This window comes from Pseudomonas sp. FSL W5-0203 (genome assembly GCF_001896155.1).
Classification (GTDB): Bacteria; Pseudomonadota; Gammaproteobacteria; order Pseudomonadales; family Pseudomonadaceae; genus Aquipseudomonas; species Aquipseudomonas paracarnis.
Window position 1 is genome coordinate 81,448 of the sequence record NZ_MPOR01000018.1, and the last position, 15,847, is coordinate 97,294.

At 63.1% G+C, this 15,847-nt stretch carries 17 protein-coding genes; all 17 read right to left on the reverse strand.

Features of this window, described 5'->3' with window-relative positions:
• Positions 1–4: 4 nt before the first annotated feature.
• Positions 5–748, reverse strand: coding sequence for a flagellar type III secretion system pore protein FliP (gene fliP, locus BOP96_RS17120; protein WP_003192937.1), 744 nt, complete (start codon positions 746–748; stop codon positions 5–7).
• Positions 748–1,182: a flagellar biosynthetic protein FliO gene (fliO, locus tag BOP96_RS17125; protein WP_014719343.1), complete on the reverse strand. Its 435-nt coding sequence runs from the start codon at positions 1,180–1,182 to the stop codon at positions 748–750. The genes fliP and fliO overlap by 1 nt, the downstream gene beginning before the upstream one ends.
• 1 nt (position 1,183) lies before the next feature.
• Positions 1,184–1,651 carry a flagellar motor switch protein FliN gene (fliN, locus tag BOP96_RS17130; RefSeq protein WP_003192941.1) on the reverse strand — a complete coding sequence of 156 codons (468 nt, stop codon included), beginning with the start codon at positions 1,649–1,651 and terminating at the stop codon, positions 1,184–1,186.
• 43 nt (positions 1,652–1,694) lie between these two features.
• A complete protein-coding gene (fliM, locus tag BOP96_RS17135) occupies positions 1,695–2,663 on the reverse strand; it encodes a flagellar motor switch protein FliM (RefSeq protein WP_014719344.1) in 969 nt (322 codons plus the stop codon).
• Between the two features lie 9 nt (positions 2,664–2,672).
• Positions 2,673–3,173, reverse strand: coding sequence for a flagellar basal body-associated protein FliL (gene fliL / locus BOP96_RS17140; RefSeq protein ID WP_019818373.1), 501 nt, complete (start codon positions 3,171–3,173; stop codon positions 2,673–2,675).
• Between the two features lie 262 nt (positions 3,174–3,435).
• Positions 3,436–4,740, reverse strand: coding sequence for a flagellar hook-length control protein FliK (locus tag BOP96_RS17145; protein ID WP_014719346.1), 1,305 nt, complete (start codon positions 4,738–4,740; stop codon positions 3,436–3,438).
• Positions 4,741–4,824: 84 nt separating this feature from the next.
• Positions 4,825–5,172 (reverse strand): Hpt domain-containing protein, encoded by a 348-nt coding sequence (locus tag BOP96_RS17150; RefSeq protein ID WP_014719347.1) that lies wholly within the window; start codon positions 5,170–5,172, stop codon positions 4,825–4,827.
• Positions 5,173–5,202: 30 nt separating this feature from the next.
• On the reverse strand, positions 5,203–6,921 hold the full coding sequence (locus BOP96_RS17155) for a fused response regulator/phosphatase (RefSeq protein ID WP_073453438.1): 1,719 nt from the start codon (positions 6,919–6,921) through the stop codon (positions 5,203–5,205).
• Positions 6,918–7,223 (reverse strand): STAS domain-containing protein, encoded by a 306-nt coding sequence (locus tag BOP96_RS17160; RefSeq protein ID WP_014719349.1) that lies wholly within the window; start codon positions 7,221–7,223, stop codon positions 6,918–6,920. Before BOP96_RS17160 ends, BOP96_RS17155 begins: the two co-directional genes overlap by 4 nt.
• 183 nt (positions 7,224–7,406) lie before the next feature.
• Complete coding sequence (gene fliJ / locus BOP96_RS17165) at positions 7,407–7,856, reverse strand: flagellar export protein FliJ (protein ID WP_003192954.1); 450 nt, start codon at positions 7,854–7,856, stop codon at positions 7,407–7,409.
• A gap of 3 nt (positions 7,857–7,859) precedes the next feature.
• Entirely contained in the window at positions 7,860–9,218 is a 1,359-nt protein-coding gene (gene fliI, locus BOP96_RS17170; RefSeq protein WP_003192955.1) for a flagellar protein export ATPase FliI, read from the reverse strand.
• Positions 9,208–9,972 carry a flagellar assembly protein FliH gene (gene fliH / locus BOP96_RS17175; protein ID WP_014719350.1) on the reverse strand — a complete coding sequence of 255 codons (765 nt, stop codon included), beginning with the start codon at positions 9,970–9,972 and terminating at the stop codon, positions 9,208–9,210. The genes fliI and fliH overlap by 11 nt, the downstream gene beginning before the upstream one ends.
• 10 nt (positions 9,973–9,982) lie before the next feature.
• On the reverse strand, positions 9,983–10,999 hold the full coding sequence (gene fliG / locus BOP96_RS17180) for a flagellar motor switch protein FliG (protein WP_003192957.1): 1,017 nt from the start codon (positions 10,997–10,999) through the stop codon (positions 9,983–9,985).
• Positions 10,992–12,767, reverse strand: coding sequence for a flagellar basal-body MS-ring/collar protein FliF (gene fliF, locus BOP96_RS17185; protein ID WP_014719351.1), 1,776 nt, complete (start codon positions 12,765–12,767; stop codon positions 10,992–10,994). Before fliF ends, fliG begins: the two co-directional genes overlap by 8 nt.
• Before the next feature lie 16 nt (positions 12,768–12,783).
• Positions 12,784–13,113 carry a flagellar hook-basal body complex protein FliE gene (gene fliE, locus BOP96_RS17190; RefSeq protein WP_003192959.1) on the reverse strand — a complete coding sequence of 110 codons (330 nt, stop codon included), beginning with the start codon at positions 13,111–13,113 and terminating at the stop codon, positions 12,784–12,786.
• Positions 13,114–13,244: 131 nt separating this feature from the next.
• On the reverse strand, positions 13,245–14,621 hold the full coding sequence (gene fleR, locus BOP96_RS17195; RefSeq protein ID WP_044483624.1) for a sigma-54-dependent response regulator transcription factor FleR: 1,377 nt from the start codon (positions 14,619–14,621) through the stop codon (positions 13,245–13,247).
• 7 nt (positions 14,622–14,628) lie between these two features.
• On the reverse strand, positions 14,629–15,840 hold the full coding sequence (locus BOP96_RS17200; protein ID WP_019818388.1) for a sensor histidine kinase: 1,212 nt from the start codon (positions 15,838–15,840) through the stop codon (positions 14,629–14,631).
• Between the last annotated feature and the right edge of the window lie 7 nt (positions 15,841–15,847).

Below are 15,847 nucleotides of genomic sequence, written 5' to 3' on the forward strand. Positions count from 1 at the left end.
AGCGCTAAACCCCTCCGAAACTGCCGGCCAGGGTGCCGATAATCAGCGCCCAGCCGTCCACCAGCACAAACAGCATGATCTTGAACGGCAGCGAGATGATCAACGGTGACAGCATCATCATACCCATGGCCATCAACACGCTCGCCACCACCAGGTCGATGATCAGGAACGGGATGAAGATCATGAAGCCAATCTGGAACGCGGTCTTCAGTTCGGAGGTGACGAACGCCGGCACCAGAATAGTCAGCGGCGCCTGGTCCGGGGTAGCGATGTCGGTGCGCTTGGACAGACGCATGAACAGCTCAAGGTCGCTGGAGCGGGTTTGCGACAGCATGAAGTCCTTGATCGGGCCCTGAGCCTTGTCGATGGCATCCTGGGCTGTGAGCTTTTCCGCCAGATAAGGTTGCAGGGCTTGCTGGTTCACCTTGTCGAACACCGGCGCCATGATGAACAGCGTCAAAAACAGCGCCATGCCGGTGAGGATCTGGTTCGATGGCGTCTGCTGCAGGCCCAGGGCCTGGCGCAGGATCGAGAAGACGATGATGATCCGCGTAAAGCTGGTCATCAGCATGACGAACGCCGGGATAAAACTCAGCGCCGTCATGATCAGCAGGATCTGCAGGCTGACCGAATATTCCTGCGCGCCCGCCGCGTTGGTGCCCAGGGTGATCGCCGGGATCGACAACGGGTCGGCGCCCAGGGCCATCGGTGCGGCCAGCAACAGCATGAGCGTCAACAAAACGCGCATTACTTCTTATCCTTCTGATCCTTGCCCAGCAACTCCATCAGGCGCTGGGCGAATTCTGGCGTGGCGGCTTCGGTCTTGACCGCGTCCACCGGGGTCTTGAGTACATGCAGCGGGGTGATGCGGCCGGGGGTGATGCCGAGCAGGATCTGCTCCTCGCCCACCTGCACCAGCACCAGCCGATCACGCGGGCCGAGGGCGCGCGAGCCCACCAGCTCGATCACTTGGCCGTTGCCCGGGCCGATGCGCTGCACGCGGCGCATCAACCAGGCCAGCACGAAGATCAGGCCAATCACCAGCAACAGGCCCAGCACCAGTTGCGTCAACTGCCCACTGACACTGCCGACCGCTGGCGTCGCAGCCACCTGCGCCACCGGCTCCGCCGCCAGGGCGCTCAATGGCAGCGCCAGCAACAGTCCCGCCATCGAGTACTTCATCTCAGCGCAACTTCTTGATGCGTTCGCTCGGGCTGATCACGTCGGTCAGGCGGATGCCGAACTTCTCGTTGACCACCACCACCTCGCCATGGGCAATCAGGGTGCCGTTGACCAGCACGTCCAACGGCTCGCCGGCCAGGCGGTCCAGCTCGATCACCGAGCCCTGGTTGAGCTGCAACAGGTTGCGGATGTTGATTTCGGTGCTGCCCACTTCCATGGAAATCGACACCGGGATGTCGAGGATCACATCCAGGTTCGGGCCGTCGAGGCTCACCGGGTCGTTGTTCTTCGGCACGCTGCCGAATTCTTCCATGGCCAGGCGGTTGCCGGCCGGCGCGGTAGCGGCGTCGGCGGCCAGCAGCGCGTCGATGTCGTCCTGGCCAACATCGCCGGTTTCTTCCAGGGCCGCAGCCCACTCGTCAGCCAGGGCCTGGTCTTCGGCGGAAGTGTTTTCGTGTTCGGTAGCCATTACATGTCCTCGGCGCAGCAAACAATCATGAATTGGGGTTGAATCAGCGGCGGTTGATCGGCTCAACCACTTGCAGCGCCAGGTTGCCCTTGTGGGAACCGAGCTTGACCTTGAATGACGGCACGCCGTTGGCGCGCATGATCAACTCTTCCGGCAAGTCGACGGGGATGATGTCCCCAGGCGCCATGTGCAAAATATCGCGCAGGCGCAACTGACGGCGGGCCACGGTGGCGCTCAACGGCACGTCGACGTCCAGCAGGTCTTCGCGCAGGGCCTTGACCCAGCGTTCGTCCTGGTCGTCGAGGTCGGACTGGAAGCCGGCGTCGAGCATTTCGCGCACCGGCTCGATCATCGAGTACGGCATGGTCACGTGCAGGTCGCCGCCACCGCCATCGAGTTCGATGTGGAAGGTCGACACCACAATGGCCTCGCTCGGCCCGACGATGTTGGCCATGGCCGGGTTCACTTCCGAGTTGATGTACTCGAAGTTGACTTCCATGATCGCCTGCCAGGCTTCCTTCAAGTCGATGAAGGCCTGCTCCAGCACCATGCGTACCACGCGCAGTTCGGTGGGGGTGAATTCACGCCCTTCGATCTTGGCGTGACGGCCGTCGCCGCCGAAGAAGTTGTCCACCAGCTTGAACACCAGCTTGGCGTCGAGGATGAACAGCGCAGTGCCGCGCAACGGCTTGATCTTGACCAGGTTGAGGCTGGTAGGCACGTACAGCGAGTGTACGTATTCACCGAACTTCATCACCTGCACACCGCCCACGGCCACGTCCGCCGAGCGGCGCAGCATGTTGAACATGCTGATGCGGGTGTAGCGGGCAAAGCGTTCGTTGATCATCTCCAGGGTCGGCATGCGTCCCCGCACGATGCGATCCTGGCTGGTCAGGTCATAACTTTTGACGCTGCCGGGTTCGGCAGCCATTTCGGTCTGTACCAGACCATCGTCCACGCCATGCAACAGCGCATCGATTTCATCCTGGGACAGCAGGTCTTGCACGGCCATGTCGTGATCCTACTGCAATACGAAGTTAGTGAAGAGCGCCTGCTCGACCACAACTTTGCCGAGTTCTTTCTGGGCCACTTCCTGCACGCTGGCAGTGACCTTCTGGCGCAGCATTTCCTGGCCGACTGGCGTGGCAAGGCTGTCGAAGCTCTGCCCGGAGAACAGCATCACCAGGTTGTTGCGGATCACCGGCATATGCACCTTGAGGGCATCCAGGTCCGCCTGGTTGCGCGCCAGCAAGGTGATGCTCACCTGCAGGTAGCGTTGACGACCATTCTGGTTGTAGTTGGCGACAAAGGCCGGAAGCATCTGCTCGAAGATTGCCGGTTGCTTGACGTTCGTGGCAGTTTCGGCGGTGGGCGCCGGTTTACTCGCACTGCTGTGCATGATGTACCAGGTGCCGCCCACCGAGGCACCGATCGCCAGGAGCAGGCCCAGCACAATCAACAGGATCAGCTTGAGCTTGCCTTTGCCTGCGGGGGGAGTTGCTGCGTCGTCGCTCTTCGCCATGCCAATAATCCGTCACTATTCGGGGATTCGTAGATCTATGGCAAGGCAAGAGCAAGTGTTATGCCAGAGTTGGCTGGCAGGCGCAGGAAGATGATCGTTCCCACGCTCTGCGTGGGAATGCATCCTGTGACGCTACGCGTCATCGTGCGCAACGGTCGAAAACATCGCCGACTTCGGGACGCGGAGCGTCCGGGGTGGCATTCCCACGCAGAGCGTGGGAACGATCAGCCAGCTCCCACACTGACCGGGTTTGAGCAGGAAGTCAGGCGTAGTAGTCGACCGCGCTGGAGCCGATCACGCTCTGGCTCACGGGCGCTGCCACTTCGGCCACGTCCACAGGGCCACCGGCGTCGCCGCTGTCAGCACGCCTGCCGCTGCCACTGACGCCTCGCGCCTGGCTCTGCTGTTGCTGCTGGTCCTGGCCCCGCGACTGGTCGGACACGTTCACATCCACCTGCCCCATGCCCTGCTGGGCAAACATCTCGCGCAAACGGCCGGACTGGCTTTCCAGGGCTTCACGCACCACCGCATGGCCGCTCATGAAGTTGACTTGGGCTTGCTGGTCCGCCGTCATATTGACCTTGATATCCAGGCGCCCCAGTTCAGCGGGCTGCAACTGGATCTCGGCCGACTTGAGGTTGGCGCTGGACAGGTACATCACGCGGTTGACCACCTCTTCGGTCCAGCCGCTCTGATGCATGGCAAGCGGCGCGTTGGCAACCGGCGGCAAGGCGTTGGCGGTTTTGGGCGTGGCGGCCTGGGTCAGCGCGGCGAGGCGGTTGGCGAAGTCGTCCACGCGGGTGTCGCTGCTGGCGTTCTTGAGGTCCTTGAGGCCGTCATCGATCAGCGCGCCGAAGGCCTTGTCGCCCCCCTGGTCGGTGCTGTCCTTGGTGGCTTGCTGGTCGACCATGCTGGCCAGGCCGGCGGCAAAGCTCTGCGCGGCGGTCGGCTGGTCCTGGGGGGCGGGCGCGGCTTTCTGCGGCGCCTGGCTGCTGGCCGAGACGTGACCGCCCTGCTCCATCGCCAGGCGCACGGCCGGCATCGAATCCAGCGGGTCGGCCTCAGGGTCGAAGGCCGGCTGCTTGGGCTCCTCGGTCACGGCAATGAGCGGCTGGGCCTGGTCATCTTCGGCCGTAACGGCAGGCGCTTGTACGGACACAGGGGCCGCCACGGGCGTCACGGCGGCGACCAGCGCCGGGTCGGCCACCGGTTGCTGCGCCAGGGACGGGTCGGCAGGTGGCTCGCCTTCACTGTCAGCGTGGTCGTCGCTCTTGGCCGGCTTGGCAGGCAAGGGATTGCCGCTATCGGCAACCGCTGGCGCGCTGGCGGCAGGTTTATCGTCGCCGGCGGCCGGTTTGGCGCTGGGATCAGAAGCCTTGTCGCGCACGGGTTTGGCTGGCGCGTCGTCGCTCTTGGCCTGCGGCTTGGCAGCTTGCTTGGCAAACACTTGAGCGAAGCCAGCGCCCTTGTCCCGCGGGGCCGCAGGCGCTACCGCAGGCGTGGCGGCCGGCGCTTGAGGCTTGGCCGCAGTGGCAGCCTGAAGAAGCGAATTGGGGACGACTGGCATAAGTTAGGGTCTCCACTGCATGGGGTCGGGGATGCAGTCTATGGAGGTAGAGCAAGAGTCGGGCCAAGTCAGGCCGATAAAATATCAAACCCCAGAAAACCGCTCCCGCTCATGCTCATAAAGCGGCCGAACCAGCGCAAACTCACGATCAATCTGATCCACCAACGCCCCCAAGTCGGAAGCAGACTTGAAAGACTCGGTCTCCAACCGCTCACACAACGTTGCCAAGCGCAGCGCCCCCAAGTTGCCACTGCTGCCCTTGAAGCTGTGTGCGATGCGCCCCAACGTCTTGGCGTCGTCCCGCGCCTTGCGCAGCGCTTGCACGCGCTCTTCAGAGTCATGCAGAAAGGTGTCCAGCAGCGTGGGGTATTCGCTTTCCATGACTTCCTGCAAACCCGACAACACCTCGGGGTCCATATGAATCTCAGCCACTTGCTCGCTCCTTGATCAAGAATCGGCGGATTATGCCAGAGCCGCCCAACAAAACTCCACGCAGACAGTGCGCCCGCCATCGGACCAGCCTACAGCGCTGCTCAGTTGACGCACCAGGCTCAGGCCCCGACCAGACAGACGGTCGATGTCCACGGGGCGCGCCAGCTCTTGCTCCACATCAAAACCCTGCCCGCTGTCTTCGAGGCGTAAGGTCAGTTTGCCGCCCTTGTCGGTGGGTACCACCTGCACATGCACGCGCACGTAACCGCTGTCCAACTGCGCCAGGCGCTCATGGCGCTGGCGATAATACTGCGCAAACCCCTGGGCATCGCGCTTGAGCCGTGAGTCCAGGCCCAGCACGCCATGCTCCAGCGCGTTGGAATACAACTCGGCCATCACACTGTAAAGCGCCCCGCTCTGCGCACGCAGGCCATGGATCTCCAACAGCAGTTGCAGCAGGTACGGCAACGGGTTGTAGGTCCTGAGCGTCTGGGCGCGGAATTCGAAACTCACCGACCAATCCAGCGGGCACGACCGGCCGCTGTCGGCATACATCGGTTCGGCCGCTCGCAAGGGTTGGCCCGCCTGCAACGTGATCTCGACCATGCTGACGTCATCGCGCGCCTGGCCACGAAAGGCCGCCAGGGCCTGCTCGATGTCCTCGAACAGGCGGTCGGGCTCGCGGTTGGCGGCGAACACCTGCTGCAAGCGCTCGGCGCCGAACAGTTGATCGTTGGCGTCAGCGGTGTCGAGCACGCCGTCGGAAAGCAAAAACACCCGGTCGCCCAACGCCATGGGCCAGACCTCGGTGCTGTCATCGAACGCCTCTGCCGACAACACCCCCAGGGGCAGGTGCCGCGACATCAATGGCGTGCGCCTGCCCGTGGCGACTTCATGCACATAGCCTTCGGGCATGCCGCCGTTCCACACCTCCACCGCCCGCCGCTGGGCGCTCAGGCACAGCAAGGTGGCGCAGCAGAACATGTCCACCGGCAGGATGCGCTTGAGCTTGGCGTTCATTTCCCGCAGGGTCTGCGTGAGGCCGTAGCCCTTGGCGGTCATGCCGTAGAACACTTCGGCCAGGGGCATGGCGCCGATGGCGGCCGGCAAGCCATGGCCGGTGAAATCACCCAGCAACACATGCATGTCACCCGATGGCGTGTAAGCCGCCAGCAACAAGTCGCCATTGAACAACGCATAAGGCGATTGCAGATAGCGGATATTCGGCGCGGCGTTGATGCAACCGGAATGGGCGACCTTGTCGAACACCGCCTTGGCCGCCCGCTGCTCATGCATCAGGTGTTCGTGGTGCCTGGCGATCAGGTCACGCTGTTGCAAAACCGTGGCCTGCAGGCGGCGCAGGCGGTCCATGGCGTTGATCTTCGCTGCCAGGATCAAGGGGTTATAAGGCTTGGGCAGAAAGTCATCGCCGCCCGCGTCCAGGCACTGGGCCAGAGCTTCGCTTTCGCGCAGCGACGTGAGGAAGATGATCGGCACCAGCGCCTCCCCCGCCAGTTGCTTGATCTGCCGTGCGGCTTCGAAGCCGTCCATCACCGGCATCAGCGCGTCCATCAACACCAGTTGCGGGCGCTCACGGGCAAACACCTCAATCGCTTCGGCGCCGTTGCTGACAGTCAGCACCTGGTGGCCTTGACGGCGGATGATGCTCGCCAGCAACAGGCGGTCGGCGGCGCTGTCTTCGGCGATCAGGATGGTCAGCGCCTCCAGGACAGGGGCCAGGGTGCTCAATTGATATCGAACAGTTTGTCGAAGTTGGAGATGGCGAGGATCTTGCGCACGTCGGAGTTGCTGTTCGTCACGCGAACTTCGGCGTCATCACCTCCAGCATGATCCCGTAGCAACAGCAGCATGCCAAGGGCTGAACTGTCCATGTAGGTGGCATCCTTGAGGTCGACGATATAGGTCTCGGGCACCTTGTAGAAACGCTCGTAGGCTTCCCGAAACGCCTGGTGGCTGCCGAAATCGAACCGACCCTTGATTGCGATCGTCAACTTCTTCCCGTCCAGGGATACTTCTGACTCGACTGTCATGTGACTGCTTCCTTGTCGTTGCACTAGACACAAGGTGTAGCAGCTGAACCGCATCTGAGCAACACAGTGAATCAACTGTGGGAGCTGGCTTGCCTGCGATGGCGGCGTGTCAGCCACTGAATCTTTAACTGAACCACCGCGTTCGCAGGCAAGCCAGCTCCCACACTGGATTTGTGGTGCCGGTTAGAACTGTTCTGGGCGGGGAAGGCGTTGGGACAATTCATCGAGCAGCTTTTGCTCGCGCTTGTCTTCGATGGCTCGCGCTTCGTCGATGTAGCGCTGCACCAGTTTGCGCAGCCCCTCGACCCGGGCAAACGCCTGTTGCCAGGCCTCGCGCGCTTTGTCGAGGTTGGCCTCGTGCCAGGCCAGGCTCTGGCGTTGCTGACCAACGGCGGTTTCAAGCTGATTGAGAAAGCCCTGGTACCCCATCAGCCACTGGCCGGATACACCCTGGCTACCGCGCTCGATCCACTGTTGCTGGTACTCGCCCCGAAAGCGCTCCAGGTCGCCGAGCTTGCTTTGGGCCAGGCGCACCTGGCCCTGGAAGTAGCCCAGGCGCTGCACGGCGGCTTTCTCGGCCTTTTCGGCCATGTCCACCACCGGAGCCAGGCGGGCGGCGCGGCTGTTGGCCATGGCTTAGCCGCCCGGCGCCGGGGCGAAGATGGACTGCAAGTGCGACTGGCTCTCGCCCATGGTGATCTTGTCGTTGAGACCCTGGCGCAGGTAGGTCACCAGTTGCGGCTGCAAGGCGATGGCCAGGTCGGTGTCGCGGTCACCACCGGCCACATAGGCGCCGACGCTGATCAGGTCGCGACTTTGCTGGTAACGCGACCACAACTGTTTGAACTGCTGGGCACGGGCCATATGCTCCGGCGTGACCACCGCCGGCATCACCCGGCTGATGGACGCTTCGATGTCGATGGCCGGATAGTGCCCTTCTTCGGCCAGGCGGCGCGACAGCACGATGTGGCCGTCGAGCACACCTCGCGCCGAGTCGGCAATCGGGTCCTGTTGGTCGTCGCCTTCGGACAACACGGTGTAGAACGCGGTGATCGAGCCACCGCCGGCTTCGGCATTACCGGCACGCTCCACCAGCTTGGGCAGCTTGGCGAACACCGATGGCGGGTAACCCTTGGTCGCGGGCGGTTCACCGATGGCCAGGGCGATTTCGCGCTGGGCCTGGGCGAAACGCGTGAGCGAGTCCATCAGCAACAGGACGTTCTTGCCCTTGTCGCGAAAATATTCGGCGATGCGCGTGCAGTACATCGCCGCACGCAGGCGCATCAGCGGTGCATCGTCTGCCGGAGAAGCGACGACAACGGAACGCTTGAGCCCTTCTTCACCGAGGCTGTGCTCGATGAACTCCTTCACTTCGCGGCCCCGCTCGCCGATCAGCCCCACCACGATGATGTCGGCCTCGGTAAAGCGCGTCATCATGCCCAGCAACACCGACTTACCCACGCCAGTACCGGCGAACAGGCCCAGGCGCTGGCCGCGACCGACCGTCAATAAACCGTTGATGCTGCGAATACCCACGTCCAGTGGCACGCTGATGGGGTTGCGCTTGAGCGGATTGATGGTGGGGCCGTCCATCGGCACCCAGTCTTCGGCCTTCATGCCGCCCTTGCCGTCCAGCGCACGGCCGGCCCCGTCGAGTACGCGGCCCAGCATGCTCATGCCCATGGGCAGGCGGCCAGTGTCGGCCAGCGGCACCACGCGGGCGCCGGGGGCAATGCCGGCGAGGCTGCCGACCGGCATCAGAAAAATCTTGCTGCCCGAAAAGCCCATCACCTCGGCTTCGACCTGCACCGGGTGGTAGCTGTCGTCGTTGATCACCAGGCAGCGGCTGCCCATGGCGGCGCGCAGGCCCTCGGCTTCGAGGGTCAGGCCGACCATGCGCAACAGGCGCCCTTCGAGGATCGGCTGGCCGGGCAACTCGGTGGCCTCGGCGTAGCTGCCCAGGCGCTTGGCGAAGCTGGTGCGATCAAGGCGCATCGGTGGCGTCCAGGTCAACGCTCAGGTCCGGCTCGGCGGGGTGCAGGGCTTGTTCATGCAGTTGATCGAACAACTTGGCCATGATCTGGCTGATGCGGGTTTCCACCGTTGCATCGATGCGGCTGTGCTCGGTTTCGACACGGCAACCACCGGGCTGCAACGAAGCGTCTTCGACGATGCGCCAGGTTTCTTCATGGCGCTCGCGCAGGGCTTTGACCTGTTCGAAATCCTGGGGGTTGATGTACAGCCGCACATTGCCGACGCCCAGGGGCAGCAGCTTGAGGGCTTCGCGCATCACGCCTTCGATCTGGCTGGAATCGAGCACCAGTTCGCGCTGGATCACCTGGCGCGCGATGTGCTGCACCAGGCCAACCATGGATTTTTCCAGCTGCGAGTCCTGTTCGGCGATAGGGTCGAACAGGTTGCCCATCAGGCGTTCCAGGCTACCCAACTTGGTGGCCAGCGCCGCTTCGGCCTCCTGGCGAACCTTGAGGGTGGTGCTGCGAAAACCGTCTTTTTCCCCCGCCGCGAAGCCTTCGTTGTAGGCCTCCTGACGAATGGTTTCCAGCTCTTCGAGGGTCAGTGGCTGGACTTCATCCAGTGGCACTTCTTCCATCTCTGCCGGAGGTTCTTCAACCGGTTCAGGCTCGGGCTCCGGCACATGGGGGTCGAAACTGGGCAGCGACCAGATGTCGAAACCACCGACATCCCGCGCGCGAATCAGATCGCTGGGCGCCTCATCTTTATTCGACATGCAAGGCGCCTTAGATCATTTCTTCGCCGCCCTTCCCGCCGAGAACGATTTCTCCGGCTTCGGCCATACGGCGGGCAATGGTGAGGATTTCCTTCTGGGCGGTTTCCACGTCGCTGACGCGCACCGGGCCCTTGGCTTCCAGGTCGTCGCGCAACAGCTCCGAGGCGCGCTTGGACATGTTCTTGAAGATCTTTTCTTTGACGTTTTCGTCCGAGCCCTTGAGCGCCAGCACCAGCACGTCCGAGGAAACTTCGCGCAGCAGCGCCTGGATGCCACGGTCGTCGACATCGGCCAGGTTGTTGAACACGAACATCAGGTCTTCGATCTGGCCGGACAGGGTGTCGTCGATCTCGCGGATCGAGTCCATCAACTGGCCTTCGACCGAGCTGTCGAGGAAGTTCATGATGTCGGCTGCGCGCTTGATGCCACCCAGGGTGGTGCGCGAGGCGTTGGAATTGCCGGAGAACTGCTTCTCCAGAATGGTGTTGAGTTCTTTGAGCGCCGCCGGCTGCACGGTGTTCAACGATGACACACGCAGGATGATGTCCAGGCGCACTTTATGGTCGAAGTGGCCGAGCACTTCGCCGGCCTGGTCCGGGTCCAGATAGGCCACCACGATCGCCTGGATCTGCGGGTGCTCATAGCGGATCACGTCGGCCACTGCCCGCGGTTCCATCCACTTGAGGCTGTCCAGGCCGCTGGTGTTGCCGCCCAGCAGGATGCGGTCGATCAGGCCGTTGGCCTTGTCTTCGCCCAGGGCCGAGGTGAGCATCTTGCGAATGTAGCTGTCGGAGCCGACGCCCAGGCTGGTCTGGTCGCCGACGATCTCGACGAACTCGCTCATCACCTGCTCGACTTGCTCGCGGTGCACATTGCGCATCTGCGCCATGGCCACGCCGACACGCTGGACCTCTTTGGGGCCCATGTGGCGCAGCACTTGGGCAGCGTCGGTTTCACCCAGGGACAGCAGCAACACAGCGGCTTTGTCGACCCGGGACAGCTTGGCCACAGCGGCTCGATCATTCATCAGCGTTAATCCACTCTTTCACGACCTGGGCCACACGGCCCGGGTCTTCTGCCACCAGACTCTTGATTGCGTTCAACTGAGCGTCATAGCCTTCGCTCGGGCTTGGCAACAGGATGCTTTGCGGGCCGCCAAGGCTGACGCGGTCGTTGGCCAGTTCGCCGTCCAGGCCGCCCATGCCACCCAACTCGACGTCGCCACCGGCCAGTGCCAGTTGCTTCTTGCCGCCACCGGTGATGTTGTTGAGCACCGGGCGCAGTACACCAAACACCAGCACCAGGATGAACAACACGCCCAGCACTTGCTTGACGATGTCCCAGAACCACGGCTGGGTGTAGAACGCAGGGTCAGCGATCACTTCACCGCGCTCGGCGGAGAACGGCATGTTGATCACGCTGACGCTGTCGCCACGGCTGGCGTCGAAGCCAACGGCGTCCTGCACCAGGCGGGTGAAACGGGCCAGTTCGTCAGCCGTCCACGGCGCACGGGTCACCGCGCCGTCTGCCGGGTTGACCTTGACCTGGTCATCGACCACCACCGACACCGACAGACGATTGATCTTGCCCTGTTGCTGCTTGGTGTGGCTGATGGAACGGTCCAGTTCGAAGTTCTTGGTGGACTGGTTACGCTTGTCCGCAGGGTACGGCGCAAGCATGGGCTGGCCGGTGGCCGGGTCCATGATCTGCTGGCCGTTGGCGTCCAGCAATGGCTGGCCAGGCTGGATCGCGCCCGCCGTGGCGGCAGCGCCACCGGTGGTCTGCGGTGCCGAGGCCGGCGCGGGTGGCTGGTTGCTCAGGGCGCCCGGCACACCTTGGGGGCCATTGCTGGCGGTGCGTTGTTCGCTGGTGGACTGCTCGCTGCGCAACGCTGGCTGGTCCGGGTTGAACTGCTCGGAGGTGGACTCGACAGCGCTGAAATCCACATCGGCGGAGACTTCAGCCTTGTAGCGGTCGTTACCCAGTACCGGTTGCAGGATGTTGTGCACGCGCTGGGTGAGCATGCTTTCCATGCGGCGGCTGTAGTCGAACTGCTTGCCGGCCTGGGTCAGCGCGGAGTTTTCGGCCATGTCGGACAGCAGGTTGCCCTTCTGGTCCACCACGGTGATTTGCGACTTGCTCAATTCGGGAACACTGGTTGCCACCAGGTTGACGATCGCCAGTACCTGGCCAGGCTCCAGGGAGCGGCCAGCAAACAGCTCGACCAAGACCGAGGCGCTGGGCTTGCGTTCGTCACGCACGAACACCGAGCTTTTCGGAATCGCCAGGTGCACACGGGCGGCCTTGACGTTATTGAGGCTGGAAATGGTGCGCGCCAGTTCGCCTTCCAGGCCACGACGATAGCGGGTGGCTTCCATGAACTGGCTGGTGCCCAGGCCCTGGTCTTTGTCGAGGATCTCGAAACCGATGTTGCTGTCGGACGGCGCCACACCAGCGGCGGCCAATTTCATCCGCGCGCGGGCGACATCGTCAGCCTTGACCAGCAAGGCACCTGAGTTGGGCTCCACGGTGTAGGCGATGTCGGCGGCGGCGAGGGTTTCCATGATCTGCTTGGAATCCATGCCCGACAGGCTGCCGTACAGGGGGCGGTAATCGGGTTGCTGCGACCACAGCACCACGGCAAAACCAATCGCCACGCTGGCTGCCAGGCCCACCATCAGGCCCACCTGACGCAGCATGGTCATTTCCGAGAGGTTTTCCAGGAACGACAGGCCAAACAACGGCGGTTTGCCGTCGGCCTTGGCGGGGAGGTTGTCGGAGACTGCTTCAGCCATGACTTAAATCTCGTCCTTAAACCGGCATCTGCATGATGTCTTGATACGCCTGAACCAGCTTGTTACGCACTTGGGTCAAGGCCTGGAAGGACACACTGGCCTTTTGCGAGGCGACCATCACATCGGTGAGGTCCACGCCGCTTTTACCGATCTCGAAGGCCGTCGCCAACTGGCTGGACGCCTGCTGGGTATCACTGACTTTATTGATTGCCTGACCGAGCATGTCGGCAAAATTGCTTTGGCCCAATTCCGGCGCTGGCGCGACGGATTTCGGTTGAGCCATGGCGTCCATTTGCATGGCGCGCATATCCAACATCAACCGATTGAACTCAATACCCTGGCTCATGACCTTCTCTCTCCGACGACCCGCAATTTTTTGACACTACGCAGCGGTTACTAGGGGTGGTAGCAACAAGGGTGCCAGCTCTGTGACAACTCGTAAGAAAAGGCGACAAAGCTTGTCGAACTTGTTACCGGTCATGTGGCGAAAAGATACGCTTCCACATCCATACCGGCGTCGCGCATCTGCGCCAGCTTGTAGCGCAAGGTGCGCGGGCTGATGCCCAGGCGCTCGGCCGCTTCTTTGCGACGGCCGCGCTCGGCGCGCAGGGTGTCGATGATCATCTGAAATTCACGGCGGCGCAGGTCATCACCCAGGGCGCCTGCCGATTCCGCCTCGGCGACCACTGGAGCCGGAGCCAGGCTCGGCAACGGCGCAGCGCCAGTACCCATGGCCAGGCAGAAATCCTGCGGCTGGATCAAGCCGCCCTGCTGCAAAATCAGCGCACGCTGGATGGCATTATCCAACTCGCGCACGTTGCCCGGCCATGGGTAATTGACCAGGCACGCCTGGGCCTCGGGCGACAACCGCGCCTGGGCATGCTTCATTTTTTTGACGTGGTTGTTCAGCAGGCGCTCGGCCAAGGGGATGATATCCGCCGGGCGCTCACGCAATGGGCGCCAGGCCAGCGGGAACACCGACAACCGGTAGAACAGGTCCTCACGGAAGCGCCCCGCCGCCACTTCGCCCGCCAGGTCGCGGTTGGTGGTGGCAACCACGCGAATATCCAGCTGGATCGGCTTGCGCGCGCCCACGCGCTCCACCTCACGTTCCTGCAATACGCGCAGCAACTTGGCTTGCAGGCCCAGGGGCATTTCCGAAATTTCGTCGAGCAGGATGGTGCCGCCGTCGGCCTGTTCGAACTTGCCGGCCTGGGCCGCGATGGCGCCGGTGAACGAGCCCTTTTCATGACCAAACAAGGTCGCTTCGAGCATGTTGTCGGGGATCGCCGCGCAGTTGATCGCAATGAACGGTTGCTGGGCGCGGCTGGACTGCTGGTGGATGTAGCGCGCCAGCACTTCTTTACCGGTACCGGATTCACCGGAAATCAACACAGTGGAATCACTGCGCGCCACCCGCGCGGCCAGTTCCAGCAATTGCGCGCTGGCCGGCTCAAAGGCAATCGGGCCATCGCCCTCGCCCGCCGACAGCACGCCCAAGGCATGCCGGGCCACCAGCTCGATCAGCGCCTTGGGCTCGAAAGGTTTGACCAGGTAATCCGCCGCGCCCTGACGCATGGCATCCACCGCCCGCTCCACCGCGCCATGGGCGGTCATCAGCAGCACCGGCAGCTGCGGCTGGCGCACGCGCAGCAGGCCGAGCAATTGATGGCCGTCCATGCCGGGCATGTTGACGTCGCTGATCACCAGACTGAAGGCCTCCTGTTCGACCGCCTCCAAGGCTTCCTCGGCAGAGCCGACCGCACGGTAGTCATGGCCCGCCAGCAGCAGCGTGTCAGCCAATGCTTCACGCAGGGCGCGATCGTCTTCCACCAATAAAACCTTGATAGCCATCATCCTCTTACTCCGCGCTTGCCGCGCTGGAAAACAGCGGCAAGGTCATCAATGCACAGGTGCCACGCCCCAGGCGGGAACGCAGCTGCAATTGTCCTTGATGGGCACGGGCCACTGCCTTGACCACAGTCAGGCCCAGGCCAGTGCCGTTGGTCTTGGTGGTAAAAAACGGCTCGCCCAGACGTTGCAGCACCTGCGGGGCGATACCGCTGCCGCTGTCGCTGACGCACAGGCGCAGGGTTTGCCCGCGGGTGTACAGGTGCACTTTCAGGCGCGCCCCGGGGCCACTGGCCTGGGTGGCGTTTTCGATCAGGTTGAGCAGCGCGCCCACCAGGGTGTCGCGGTTGCACAGCAATTCGCCCTGATGGCTGTCGCACTGCCAGCGCAGGTTGGCCTCCTGCACATGGATCGCCGCTGCCGCTTGCAGGGACTGCATCAAGCCGGCAGGTGTAACGCGATCGGTCAGCGGCAGTTCGCCACGGGCAAACACCAGCATGTCGCGCACTTGGTGCTCCAACTCATGCAGGCGCTCCTTGAGGCGCCCGGCAAAGCGTTGGTGGGTGGCCGCCGGTAATTGCTCGTCAGTCAAATGGCTGGCGTAGATCAATGCCGCCGACAACGGCGTACGAATCTGATGGGCCAAGGAAGCGACCATACGCCCCAGGGACGACAGCCGCTCATGGCGCGCCAGTTGATCTTGCAGGTGCCGGGTTTCTGTCAGGTCATTGAGCAGCACAAGCTGGCCCGGCTCGGCGTCCAGGGAACGGGTCGCGATGGACAGCCGACGCCCGTCCTTGAGGGAGACTTCGTGGCCGTCGTCTTCGCGGGGGGCGAAACAGCGGGTGATGACTTCACGCCACAGCTCGCCTTCCAGCGGCAGGCCGAGCAGATCACAGGCTGCCGGGTTGGCTTCGCGCACGCGGCCCTGGTCATCGATGACGATTACGCCACCGGGCAACAGGTCCAGCAGGTTTTGCAGGCGGTTGGCCAGGCGCTCTTTCTCGGCCAGCTCTTGCATGCGCTGGGCGCTGACCACCGCCAGTTCGCCTTTAAGCTCGGAAACCCGGGCCTCAAGCAGGCTGTAGGAGTCGGTCAGCTGGCTCGACATCTGATTGAACTGCGAGAACGCGTGCTCCAGGCCCTGGCGGGTCGGCGGTTCTACAGGCGAAACCAGCCCCTGGATGGCAGGGGCCGAAGATAGTTGGGCGGCGTGGGGCATGATGCTC

What these genes read in the sequence shown, in the direction of transcription:
- fliL (WP_019818373.1), bottom strand. Translation starts at nt 3,173, where the DNA reads ATGGCGAAGAGCGACGACGCAGCAACTCCCCCCGCAGGCAAAGGCAAG.
- BOP96_RS17145 (WP_014719346.1), bottom strand. Translation starts at nt 4,740, where the DNA reads ATGCCAGTCGTCCCCAATTCGCTTCTTCAGGCTGCCACTGCGGCCAAG.
- fliH (WP_014719350.1), bottom strand. Translation starts at nt 9,972, where the DNA reads ATGTCGAATAAAGATGAGGCGCCCAGCGATCTGATTCGCGCGCGGGAT.
- fliP (WP_003192937.1), bottom strand. Translation starts at nt 748, where the DNA reads ATGCGCGTTTTGTTGACGCTCATGCTGTTGCTGGCCGCACCGATGGCC.
- BOP96_RS17160 (WP_014719349.1), bottom strand. Translation starts at nt 7,223, where the DNA reads ATGACAGTCGAGTCAGAAGTATCCCTGGACGGGAAGAAGTTGACGATC.
- fliO (WP_014719343.1), bottom strand. Translation starts at nt 1,182, where the DNA reads ATGAAGTACTCGATGGCGGGACTGTTGCTGGCGCTGCCATTGAGCGCC.
- fliM (WP_014719344.1), bottom strand. Translation starts at nt 2,663, where the DNA reads ATGGCCGTGCAAGACCTGCTGTCCCAGGATGAAATCGATGCGCTGTTG.
- fliF (WP_014719351.1), bottom strand. Translation starts at nt 12,767, where the DNA reads ATGGCTGAAGCAGTCTCCGACAACCTCCCCGCCAAGGCCGACGGCAAA.
- fliG (WP_003192957.1), bottom strand. Translation starts at nt 10,999, where the DNA reads ATGAATGATCGAGCCGCTGTGGCCAAGCTGTCCCGGGTCGACAAAGCC.
- BOP96_RS17200 (WP_019818388.1), bottom strand. Translation starts at nt 15,840, where the DNA reads ATGCCCCACGCCGCCCAACTATCTTCGGCCCCTGCCATCCAGGGGCTG.
- fliI (WP_003192955.1), bottom strand. Translation starts at nt 9,218, where the DNA reads ATGCGCCTTGATCGCACCAGCTTCGCCAAGCGCCTGGGCAGCTACGCC.
- fleR (WP_044483624.1), bottom strand. Translation starts at nt 14,621, where the DNA reads ATGGCTATCAAGGTTTTATTGGTGGAAGACGATCGCGCCCTGCGTGAA.
- fliE (WP_003192959.1), bottom strand. Translation starts at nt 13,113, where the DNA reads ATGAGCCAGGGTATTGAGTTCAATCGGTTGATGTTGGATATGCGCGCC.
- fliJ (WP_003192954.1), bottom strand. Translation starts at nt 7,856, where the DNA reads ATGGCCAACAGCCGCGCCGCCCGCCTGGCTCCGGTGGTGGACATGGCC.
- fliN (WP_003192941.1), bottom strand. Translation starts at nt 1,651, where the DNA reads ATGGCTACCGAACACGAAAACACTTCCGCCGAAGACCAGGCCCTGGCT.